The sequence below is a fragment of the Psychrobacter sp. JB193 genome (assembly GCF_002285555.1).
In the GTDB taxonomy this organism is placed as follows: domain Bacteria; phylum Pseudomonadota; class Gammaproteobacteria; order Pseudomonadales; family Moraxellaceae; genus Psychrobacter; species Psychrobacter alimentarius.
The window spans coordinates 594,342-606,264 of the sequence record NZ_NRGY01000001.1 but is presented as its reverse complement, the minus strand read 5'-3'; the positions used below and the strand labels follow the sequence as shown (position 1 = coordinate 606,264).

Annotated in this window: 9 protein-coding genes and 2 tRNA genes; 2 read left to right on the top strand and 9 right to left on the bottom strand. The window is 42.0% G+C overall.

All coding sequences use genetic code 11. From position 1 onward, the window contains the following. Positions 1-14 precede the first annotated feature (14 nt). On the top strand, positions 15-1,076 hold the full coding sequence (locus CIK80_RS02610) for a DUF6708 domain-containing protein (RefSeq protein ID WP_095568755.1): 1,062 nt from the start codon (positions 15-17) through the stop codon (positions 1,074-1,076). Between the two features lie 135 nt (positions 1,077-1,211). Here CIK80_RS02610 and CIK80_RS02605 read toward each other — a convergent pair whose 3' ends face one another. The 9 genes from CIK80_RS02605 to CIK80_RS02565 form a co-directional block, all read right to left on the bottom strand. After that, positions 1,212-1,985 (bottom strand): sulfite exporter TauE/SafE family protein, encoded by a 774-nt coding sequence (locus tag CIK80_RS02605; protein WP_228139912.1) that lies wholly within the window; start codon positions 1,983-1,985, stop codon positions 1,212-1,214. Between the two features lie 441 nt (positions 1,986-2,426). Then, positions 2,427-2,513, bottom strand: a tRNA-Leu gene (locus tag CIK80_RS02600). Between the two features lie 112 nt (positions 2,514-2,625). Continuing rightward, positions 2,626-2,699 (bottom strand) — tRNA-Cys (locus CIK80_RS02595). A gap of 271 nt (positions 2,700-2,970) precedes the next feature. Then, positions 2,971-4,005: a formate dehydrogenase accessory sulfurtransferase FdhD gene (gene fdhD, locus CIK80_RS02590; protein ID WP_095568754.1), complete on the bottom strand. Its 1,035-nt coding sequence runs from the start codon at positions 4,003-4,005 to the stop codon at positions 2,971-2,973. Between the two features lie 89 nt (positions 4,006-4,094). Then, positions 4,095-6,449, bottom strand: a complete 2,355-nt coding sequence (locus CIK80_RS02585; protein ID WP_095568753.1) for an FdhF/YdeP family oxidoreductase — start codon at positions 6,447-6,449, stop codon at positions 4,095-4,097. Between the two features lie 237 nt (positions 6,450-6,686). Continuing rightward, positions 6,687-7,481: an ABC transporter ATP-binding protein gene (locus tag CIK80_RS02580; protein WP_062844204.1), complete on the bottom strand. Its 795-nt coding sequence runs from the start codon at positions 7,479-7,481 to the stop codon at positions 6,687-6,689. Positions 7,482-7,512: 31 nt separating this feature from the next. Continuing rightward, positions 7,513-8,412, bottom strand: a complete 900-nt coding sequence (locus CIK80_RS02575) for an ABC transporter permease (RefSeq protein ID WP_062844205.1) — start codon at positions 8,410-8,412, stop codon at positions 7,513-7,515. A gap of 318 nt (positions 8,413-8,730) precedes the next feature. Next, positions 8,731-9,771, bottom strand: coding sequence for an ABC transporter substrate-binding protein (locus CIK80_RS02570; protein WP_095568752.1), 1,041 nt, complete (start codon positions 9,769-9,771; stop codon positions 8,731-8,733). Between the two features lie 93 nt (positions 9,772-9,864). Continuing rightward, the gene (locus CIK80_RS02565) at positions 9,865-10,914 is read right to left on the bottom strand and encodes an ABC transporter substrate-binding protein (protein ID WP_095568751.1); all 1,050 of its coding nucleotides are present in this window, start codon (positions 10,912-10,914) and stop codon (positions 9,865-9,867) included. 597 nt (positions 10,915-11,511) lie between these two features. On the opposite strand from CIK80_RS02565, the gene CIK80_RS02560 reads away from it, so the two are divergent. Next, positions 11,512-11,904: a hypothetical protein gene (locus CIK80_RS02560; RefSeq protein ID WP_095568750.1), complete on the top strand. Its 393-nt coding sequence runs from the start codon at positions 11,512-11,514 to the stop codon at positions 11,902-11,904. Positions 11,905-11,923 lie beyond the last annotated feature (19 nt).

Here is an 11,923-nt window from a genome sequence, read left to right as displayed (position 1 = left end):
TTGCAAAAAAAATAATGATTTACAATCCTCCTAACAATACCCATCCTATCGAAAAGCTACTAAGTAGACCTTGGGAAGGGAGCATACCTACGTATCGGGAAAAATTAGCCAGCATAGAGAAGCTGAGCCGTGATGTACACGAGGTAAACCCAGATTATTTATTGTTTCACCCGATTATTAACTCGCACCAGTTGGTTGGTTTCTTAATGACCTATTGCTTTAGTTGGTTATTTGGGCAGTCGTTCTTTTTGATGACAGCTATGGTTATGGCAATTATTAAAGATGGGTCTATATTTTATTATTTCTTAGCTTTTTTTATTATTATTTTAAACTTTTTAATGTTTGGATTACTACCGTATGTAGCATATAAACAGTTTAAAAATAAAAAATCCTATTACAATAAGATTTTATTGTTAAAACAGACTCAACAAATTGCCTATTACGAGCATAATCGCAAGCAAGAGCCGATTTTTCATTTAATTAATTATAAAGATCTTGTCGCCTCAGTTAGACGTAACAAAGGCGTCGTCTTTGAAGCCTTGAACCTGCATGTGATTGATCCTAAAACAGAAGAAGTGGCTCAAAGTATCAATCTTGAGGATATGCAGCTCAACCCTTATGACCAGTGGACATTTATTCGAACCTATATGGAGCGTCCTGCAGACGAGTTGCCGCTTGACCCAAGATATGCTCATGCCTGTCCGACAGATGTCAGTATCTCATTATTGGCGTGTGCTGATATTGCTCAAGAGAAGAAAAACAAAGATTTGACTGGTCTGCGCCATGAGGTGACTTTTATGGGTTGGTCGCGTGCTTGCACCATTAGCTACTTAGACCTTGCTGAAGGCAATATCTATCAATCAAGTGCCAATCCTGCCCTGCATCCGGAAGTGCAGCGTCGGCTTATGTGGGATGGGGAAAACAATCCCTATAATATCTTGCCTGTCACAGCAGAGCGTCAAGCGGCTTTTGCTAACCAAAATCAAAAAGTTAAGCAAAAATGGTATTCAGGCATTGCGATCAATGCGACATGGTTTATCGGCTCGATACTGTATGTGATGCTGGTGATTGCTTAGATGAAATAGACAGTAGGGTAGCGACGGCACTGAATATTTTAATAGACTATTGATAGTAGAGTTCAATGCACATTGATAAAGTACATGCAGCCAAGATTGACATTTATTCAAAATGAATGTCTACCAAAAACAATCTTAAAAAAGTATATCAATGTTTCTTATGATCATTATCAAGCCACTAACGACCATAAGTATGAGCAGCATTATCCTAAACTGACTCACACTCATGCCTGCCAAAAAGCGTTTGCCAATAATATTACCAATAACTGCACCCAGTCCTAGTACAAGCCCATATAGCCAAATCTTGGCAGTGAGTAAACCAAAAAAAGCATAACTACCGATTTGCACCACACCCATAAAAAAAGAGTTGGCAGTTTTGGTGGCAATTAGACTCTCTTTTTCCAGCCCAGCATTCATATAAAAAGGGTTGAGTATAGGGCCGAGACCACCTATCAATGTGCTCATAAAAGCTATGATAAACCCCAAAGGTATAAATCCTATTTTGGGCATATTGAAGGTTTTGCTCACCTTGCCAAATTTATATTGGAAAATGGTAGATACTAAAAATATGCCAACTAATAACTGTATCCAATTGGCATTTAAACGACTAAAAATCAGTGCGGCTAGCCATGCGCCTAAGATTGCACTGGGTACATAATATTTCGTCAATGACCAATCAATGTGATGCCAGAATAGATAAATCCGAGAGCCATTACTGATAAAGGTAGCCAAATTGATCACTGGTGGCGCTGCTGCTGCCCCTAGCATCCAAGAAGTAACTGGTATCAGTAGTATAGCGCCGCCGCCACCAGAGATAACAGAGATGATAAAAGCGACCATACCAGCGATAAACAAGCCTGCTAAATGCCAATTTGGAATCGTTTGTAGTAGGTCTAAAACAATGAACAATATAAAATCCTCTTCCCTGAGTTATATTGAATGATGATTATGTACTTAATTAATATACAGCCTGTAAAATGCTGGGTAGAGGCGTGAATAGATATGTTTGTCCACTCAATAATCGTCCATTTGTTCGCTTGAAAAAAGACAAAAATGTTTAAGAAAACCAGTTAAGGTTTATCAAGTAGGCAAGTAAATATTAGCGGATTATTAATACTAACGGTATCTTTCAGTAATGAAAACAATGATGCAATGTTTTCTATCGTATAGCAAGCCCTACAATCAAGTGCTTTGAAAAGGATGAATATGAGCAATCTAATGAGTGTCACGATAAATTGGTCTTGCAGGCTGTGTCGTCAGGATAAAATAAGCTTAGATTGATTTATAAATATAGACGCACACAAAAAAGCCCAAACGTTTATGACGTTTGGGCTAATCTGTACTGCTATATGGTACCCGGAGCCGGACTTGAACCGGCACGCTATTACTAGCGAGGGATTTTAAATCCCTTGTGTCTACCAATTTCACCACCCGGGCAAAACTTGTAATATCTATAAAGTAATCATTCTACTTGCTAGATAAGTGCTGGCTATTATAAGTGGTTATACTAATAATGCAAGCTAAAATTAACGTAAAGTTAATAAATAATTGGAGGCTGGAGTCGGAATCGAACCGGCGTTAACGGAGTTGCAGTCCGCTGCATGACCACTCTGCCATCCAGCCAATCAAGGTGGACTATATTAGCAAAAATATATTAAATTACAAGTCATTTTTTAATTAAAAACAGGTTATTTGCTCGCTTACCTATATTTAGATGCTATTTGCACCTATTTATACTATAAAAAGTCTTTATAGGCTCTGTGCTGAGCAGGCATCTGATGGCGAACATACAGATTAATACTATCAACTAGGCTTATTTATCGCAGTCTATCATTATCAATTGTGTTTTGATTTTTTAATAGCGTGATAGATTAGAGAAGTCTTATATAGCTTTTTAAGCGTTTAGATAACTTGAATAATACGTCACTCTATCATGACGCAAAAATCCAGCTACGCCCAATCCGTAACGTTCAGCGACGCGAACCGCTGTACTGGTAGGGGCAGACATACCGATTAGCCAAGGGATATGACTACGAATAGATTTTTGCACCAGCTCAATTGATAAACGTGAGGTCATTAGTACACAGCCCACCTCTATTTTCTGACGCAATTGCCAGCCTATCAGTTTATCAAGGGCATTATGACGCCCTACATCTTCAAATAGATACAATTGTTGTTCATGTATCGTAGCGGCTGCATGTACTGCGCCAGTCAATTGATGTGTATGTTGCAAAGCATCAACTTTTTGTCGCATGTCCAACAGATACTCAAGACTTGGTATTGCTGCGCTCTTAATTGAATGAATTTGAGGTGTATGAGGCAAGCGCTTTTGTGAATAGCTACTAAGATCGGGCAGTGCTTGTGTCAATCCAGTAATACCGCACATGCCGCATCCTGTGCGTCCTGCTAGTTGACGCCTTTGAGCCTGAATGCGTTGATGACAGCGCTGGCTTAGCACCAGTTCGACCACATAAACGTCGTAATCTTGCAGTTGCTCGGAAATTTGATCAAAAGTAGCTGGTTCATTACTTTCATCGTCTAAGTCTTGAGCAAATTGTCGGTAACTTGAAATATCAGTAAGCAGCGTCACCTCCCAATCTAATAACTCATGACTATGTTGAATTAGGCCTTCACTAAATAAGAACCCAACTGCTAAGTATTCAAGCTGGTTTGGACTTGCCATCAGTACCGCGTAATGTATGCCATTGATGACAATGGCAACAGCGGCTTCTACTGCTAAACTGGCTGGCTGATTATCAACATAAGGTTGAGCTGCGCCACTGTGATCGTATCTATCTGAAGAATAAGCGTGTTTCTGTGACGAATGGACACGTGCAAGCGGCGTTGTAGGCAAGTCTATAACATTAGGTTGCTTATCTGATAAAAATGGCTCATTCGCTTGATTTGTCGCATTGGTCTTGTCTGTCATTATAGGTGGTCACAGTGTTTAATTATCGATAATATCTTTTGCCATTTTTGTTGTAAATCGTCGTTACCGAGAGACTCGGCTTTCAAAAACTAAGCAGGGTCTGCCATCTCTGTATTTGCATTCACACGCTGTAAAACCACAGTCGTTGATTTGTAGGCAGGTATATGAGAGTCTGGCGCATGGGTGTCTAAATCAAATAAATCATTACACTCAGGGTAATAAGTCGCTACGGCGTTTGCAGCGATATCCATTTCGGTCAATATTAGTGGTCCTAAAATACGTGCCTGGTCTGTGCTGTCTTTACTTAGGTGTCGGGTTATCATAACCTTATCGCCTTTTTGCCATCCTAGACGGTTCATCTCATCAGGATGCATAAACAGCACATCACGTCGATCGGTGTGACGATAACGATCTTGATAACCAAAAATCATGGTATTAAATTGGTCATGGCTACGAACACTGGTCAACTGCCAAATCTTTTGCTCATTGGCTTGAGTGCCACTGCTTGAGGTTGTAATATCTGTGTCATTTTGAAATGACGACGTTGCCTCTGCCATTTGTGCAGCGACATAAGTAATCGGATATTGCGGTACTTCAAACTGTGCTTTACCGTCACTGGTATTCCATACGCGGTGGCGTGCAGGGTGATACAAATGAAAGCCACGTTCAATCTCACGAATACGTTGATTAAAATTCTCAAACCCACTAATCGCCTGAGCAATATAATCACGAATGACATCAAAATCCTCGCTCATCATTTGCCACGGAATGTTCGAATGATCTTCGAATACATGAGTCGCAAGATCTGCCACAATCTGCGCTTCAGACTTCAAGGTCTCGCTAACGGGTTTCAAATTGCCTTGAGTTCGAACAATCTGACACATAGAATCTTCGATAGTGGCAAATTGCTCACCTTTAGCCGTAATGATGCGTTCAGTACGACCCAAGCAAGGCAGGATAAGATTGTTTGCACTAGGGTATAACATTGTCTCATTGAGCTTGGTTCCCACAAAAATATTCATCTGAGTGGTGGTCAAAGCTTGTTGAATGGCTTTAGTATCAGGCGCTGCCACAGCGTAATTACCACCCATCGCCATAAATACTTTAAGCTTACCAGCAATCAACGCTTTTGCGCCTGTCATGACATCGTAACCATGCGCTTGCGGCATAGGGTGTTTAAACACCCGTTCAAGACTATCTAGTAGTTTTTGAGCAGGGCGTTCATGGATGCCCATCGTACGGTCACCTTGTACATTGGAATGTCCACGGACTGGAGAAGCACCTGCGCCATCAATACCAATCATACCCATCAGTAGTAATAAGTTAGTAATCATCGCTACATTATCATCGCCTTGCACGTGTTGGGTGATACCCATACCCCATGTGCAAATCGTTGCTGGGCTGTCAGCCACCAGCTGGGCAAGATTGATGATTTCTGCCTGAGTGATACCACAACCACGCTCAATATCTACCCATGATTGCTCAGTAAGCCATTGTTTTAACGGCTCAAAACCCGAAGTATGGGTCGTAATAAAGTCACTATTGATCTTATCGTTTTTAACCAACCATTTAGCAAGACCTGTCAGTAAAGCTGCATCACCGCCGATTTGAACTTGAACAACCTCGTCAACCATAGTGTCGCTAGAACCCGCTGCCATGTGTGTGGGCTTCTGCGGGTTTCTAAATTTACTTAGACCTTGTTCGCGCATAGGATTGATAGAAATAATTCGAGCACCTTTCTCATGAGCATGAGCAAGCATTTCAAGCATACGAGGATGATTGGTTGCTGGGTTTTGACCAAACATCAATATCAGTTTTGCTTGTCCAAAATCTTCTAATTTGACCGTGGCTTTACCAACGCCCAATTGTTTGCTTAGCATCACTGAGGTTGGTTCGTGGCACATGTTCGAGCAGTCAGGCAAGTTATTGGTGCCAAAACAGCGCACAAATAACTGATACATGAAAGCAGGTTCATTGGTAACCCGACCTGAGGTATAAAATAACGCCTCATCTGGCGAATGAAGCTGCTTTAGCTGGGCTGCAATACGTTCATAAGCGGCTTCCCAAGAAATCGCTACATAGCGATCTTGCGTTGCATCATAATAGACAGGTTCCGATAGGCGGCCAATATGTTCTAGCTCGTAGCCTGACCATTGTTGTAACTCAGTGACCGTCTGTTTTGCAAAAAAGGCTGCATCTGCTTTGGTAGTCATGGTTTCACTAGCGATGACTTTGATGCCATTTTCGCAAACATCGAGGGTTTTATGCGAATTATGATCAGGCCATGCGCAACCTGGGCAGTCAAACCCACCTTGGGGCTGATTGCTTTTTAACACACTCACACTGCCTCGCAAAAAAGTTTTATAGTCCATCAATTTACGAGTAGAAGAGAATAGGGCGGGCCAACCAGCAGCAGGATGGGTATAAACAGGAATTTTACGCATGACAGATCTCACAGATGAATAGCGATATATAACAACTATATCCCTATGAGGAAAAGTTTTATACGATTATTAACTATAGATAACAAAAAAACCTTCAAGAAAAAAGTGTTTTCTTGAAGGTTTATAGCGTGCTTATGCGTTGAAAAAATAATGCATTGAAAAAAGATAGTACGTCAATAAAAGCTCGCAAAACATCAGCTTACTGATAAACGTTTATAACGATTATCTTTATATAGCTTAGCTTAAAATCAAACTGTCATCTTCAACCTTTTCACCGCGCGTTTGCTCAAACATATCGAGTAAATCATGTACTGTCATACCTTTACGAATATCGCCTGACACATCTAGTACGACTTGACCTTGGTGCAGCATCACCGTTCTAGTACCATGCGCCAATGCCTGCTGCATGGAATGTGTAACCATCATAGTAGTCAGTTTGTTGTCCGTCACAATCTTATCAGTTAACTCCAAAACAAAAGCCGCTGTTTTTGGATCAAGCGCTGCTGTATGCTCATCAAGCAACAGGATTTTAGAGGGCTGTAAGGAGGCCATGAGTAAGCTGACGGCTTGACGTTGACCACCTGATAACAAGCCCATGCGATCAGTCAGACGGTTTTCCAGTCCCAGTTTTAGCACCGACAACTTTTCTCTAAACAAATCACGATTGTTTTGATTGAGTGCAAAACTCAAGCCACGCTTGCCACCACGCTTATAGGCCAGTGCCATATTTTCTTCGATGGTTAATGCTTCACAAGTCCCCGCCATCGGGTCTTGGAATACACGAGCCACCCAATGAGCGCGCTGATGTGCCGTCTTTTTAGTAACATCAATACCATTCAATAAGATTGAGCCACTATCGACACGTGTGGTACCACTAACGGCGTTCAAAAAAGTTGATTTACCAGCACCATTGGTACCGATGACGGTCACAAATTCACCATCTGCAATATTTAGGTCGATACCACGTAATGCAGGGTTTTCAATGGGCGTTCCAGGATTAAAGGTCAACCGCAAATCTGTAGCTTGCATCATAATAATTATTCCTTATGGTTGCACATTGACATTAAGCCCGAACTTTACGACTTAAAAATTTAGTTTTGGCTTTTGGTAATACCAGAGCCAAGACCACGAGTAACGCTGTAATCAAGTTCAAATCTTGTGGACCAAAACCGATGCTACGCAGGGTCTGACTGGACAGGGCGACCTGAATAAAGAGTTTGTATAGCACCGCACCGACTACCACCGCAAAAGTAATTAACCAAATCCGCTTAGCAGGAATAATAGTCTCACCAATGATAACGGCTGCCAAACCAATGACAATCGTACCAATACCGATGGATATGTCTGCGCCACCTTGGGTTTGCACAAATAACGCGCCAGCCAATGCTATCAAACCGTTAGAGATTGCCATACCAATAATGGTCATCCACGACGTATTGATACCTTGAGCCTGTGCCATTCTGAGGTTTGAGCCAGTAGCACGCATGGATAAGCCAGTTTCAGTACTATAAAACCAGTTTAAGAATAACATGGCTAATAGTACAACAGTGCCGATAATTAGACAGCGCATCCAATAACCGTTGCCATCGGACACTAACGTACTAAACACGGTGGTTTCGCCCAATAGCGGCAAGTTTGGCGCACCCATTATGCGTAGATTGACAGAATATAGCGCGACCATCACCAAGATACTGGCAAGTAATTGCAAAATTCCAAGCTTGACGTGCAACCATGCAGTGACAATACCGGCGACTGAACCTGCCAGCATACCAAACGCACAGGCAAGCCATGGATTGATACCAGCGATAATAGAAATACCAGCGACTGCACCGCCAAGTGGAAAACTACCATCAGCAGTCAAGTCAGGAAAGTCGAGAGTACGAAATGAAATAAGCACACCAAGTGCTACTAGGCCATAAATCAGACCGCTTTCAAGCGCACCAAAAAAAGCAATTAAGGACATAAGAGATCAGTAAGTCATAACCAAGCGTTTAGCAAATAACGTTGTCGCTATTCATAGCATAAAGCAACCAAAAAATCGGTGCTATTTTATCCATGAACCAAGTTATCTAAACGGCTGAGCGGTGAATTTAACAGATTAAGCAATCTGCGGTTAGGGTAAACCAAAACATATCAAAAAGAAGCCCAGCCTACTGATTCATAGCTGGGTTTCTTATAGTAAATACTTGGTATTCTAGCGTAAGAGTAGATAATGGATGACAACGTGATCACAACCACCAGCTACCTTTTTTTGCTATGAAAAGCCAAGTATGAATGTGCGTTATTCTACCACTTCTTTTGCTTTATCGATAACCGCTTGTGACAAAGTAATGCCTTCTTCTTTAGCATGCTTTGGACTGACATACAGGTCTAACATTTGTGGGGTATAGACAGGAATAGCGCCTGCTTTTTCACCATTCAAGATACGGACAACGATTTTGCCAGTTTCGCGACCGAGATTGTAATAATTCACACCCAATGCTGCCACCGCACCGCGCTCAACTGAACTGGTGTCTGAAGCAATAAGTGGGATTTTACTTTCTTTGGCGATTTGATAGAGCGACTCGTAAGCCGATACCACATTATTGTCGGTTGAGGTATAAATCATGTCAACCTTACCCTCAAGGCTACGTGCTGCCATCGCAATGTCATTACTACGCTGAGCTGGTGCTTCGTGCACATTGATGCCAAGTGGCGTTAACTTTTCTTTTAGATTTTTTAAGATGATGGTTGAGTTCACCTCACCTGGGCTATAAACATAACCGACATTTTTCAAATCAGGAATGATTTGACGCATCAATTCGATCTGTGGTTCATACGGTAGCGCATCTGATGCGCCTGTCACGTTGGTACCAGAGCCATCAAGCTTGGGTACTAATTTGGCAGCGACTGGATCAGTGACCGCTGAGAATACCAGAGGGATGCTGCTGGTTGAGGCAGCAACAGACTGAGCAGACGGGGTTGCGATAGCGACGATCACATCTGGCGCATCGGCAACGAACTGCTTCGCAATCTGTCCAGCAGTTGCTGTATTGCCTTGGGCGCTTTGGAAGTTGACAGTCAAGTTTTCACCGTCTTTAAAGCCTGCTTCATTCAACTCGTCTATGACACCTTTGCGTACATCGTCAAGTGCTGGATGTTCAACAATAGCGGTAATAGCGACCGTCTTCATCTCTGTTGCGGCAGCGCCAGTAGCTGCAGCATCCGTTGTACTGGTCTCTTGTGCTGACTGATTACAACCCGTCAAGATAGCGGTACAAACGCCGCCCAATAATAGCGCCTTGCTAAAATTAAAACGACCAAAACGGTTTTGATACAACATAGGTTTCACTCCTGAAATAATAATGTGTCCGTACATTATTGAATAAATAAAAGTTTATATGAGCCATCTAAACAGACAGCCGCTATCTAAAGGTTATTTCTCAGCACTTTGCGCTTTTTTATCGACATTGATGGCATTTTTTAATAAATCATCTGTCAAGCTAACACCTTGCTCAGCTGCATGCTTCGGGCTTGCATATAATGTTAGGGTATTCATTACTTCAGGCTTAATGCTATTGATGGCCTCACCATTTAACACGCGATAAACCATCTTACCTGTGGTACGACCGAAATCATAATCATTGACACCCATGGCAGCAGTCGCGCCTCGTCTAACACTAAATTCATCGGAGGCAATGACTGGAATTTTGAGCTCATTGGCAGCGCCCGCCATCGCTTCAAAAGCGGATACCACGTTATTGTCCAATGAGGTGTAAATAACATCAGCACGGCCAGATAGGCTACGAGTCGCCATGGCAACGTCTGTTGGTCGATTGGCCGTAACATCCAATATAGTCAATCCGCGCGCCGTGGCTGCTTTTTTAAGCTGGTTGAGCACGACGACCGAATTTACCTCGCCTGGGCTATAAACGTAACCAATGGTTTTGGCATTGGGTACGATTTTTTGGATATTATCTAGCTGTGGCTCGATAGGGAGCTGACTAGAAAGCCCTGTCACATTAGATTGGATTGGCACCTCGTTTTCATCGATGAGCTTTGCCGCTACAGGATCTGAGATGGCTGTATAAATGACAGGAATCGTCTTGGTTGACGCTACAATGGATTGAGCCGATGGCGTCGAGATTGCGACGATGGCATCTGGATTGTCTCCTGCAAATTGTTTTGCAATCTGACCTGCTGTCGCTGTATTGCCCTGAGCGCTCTGAAAGTTGACAGTTAAATTTTGGCCTTCAACGTAGCCACTCTCTGCGAGCTCATCAATAATGCCGCGACGCATCTCATCTAATGACGGATGCTCGACAATTTGGGTGATGGCTAACGTTTTGGCAGGCTTGTCAGTATCAGCAGCTGCGCTTTCATTGGTAGCAGCAGTATCGGTTGCGTTCGAGCAGCCAATCAGTCCAAGAGTGACACTGATAGCAGCACCGAATAGGCTTAGGCGTAAAGGAGAAGCAATAGTCATTATTAGGTGAACTCGTCGGTTATATCAGTTTTGGAAACCAAGCCAATAGGTTTAGTCGTACTAAGCGCACTGATGATTGCGCTTATGCATGTCTTTGTTGGCTTGCGTCTTACAAATGATATTGGAAAATGCAGGTTAGCCGAGTCAATACTATATTGATGTCAAAGCTGATGCCAAAATAGTAGGCTAACAATAAGGTAATCGTTCCATCGATCATTATGTTCATATTATGACAGTAATGTAAGTTATCGCAATAAAAAATTAAAGCGTATTCGTCACAGGCGTACTGAGCAAGACGATTTGGCGTTGTCGTAACCACTGTCATAAGTGTGGTTTTGAGCATTTGGCCATAGGAATTAGCTTCTAAAAGCGCTGTTTCATCCAATAAACTAATAGTCAAAAAGCGTACAAGCTAGCAACGCATCTATTACGAACCCACTTCATAATTAACGTAAGCTGATATTTATATAAAAGTTTTTTATATGAGAAGTAGAATGTGTCCAAAATCCATATCATTATTATGTTGACGTGTTGAATATACAATGCACTCGAATATCTCATTACTATTATTCAAACGCATACTTTAAGGATAACATTATGAATACCGTTAATTTGAAGTTATTAACCATCGCTGGAATTACGGCAAGCTCATTGATTTGCCTGCCTGCTATGGCAAAAGACAATCATGGAAATGGCAAAGGTAACTCTGCTCACATTAGTAAAGATTACAACCATAATAATTATCAAAATAATGGCAATGCACACCCTAATATTAACGCTTATAGCAATGCCAGCCCAAATGCCTCATTCAAGCGCGATCTCGACAAATACGGTTATAAAGTAGTCGGCAAGATTGATAGAAGGGATTATGATCGCTCTGTCATTTTAGACCGTTATGATGACCGTTACGTGCGTATCCGCACGCCAGATAATAACATTGTGACGGTAATTAACAACACGTTGGAAATTATTGATGTTTTGAGTAGATAACTATTGAGTGGAAAGCTAT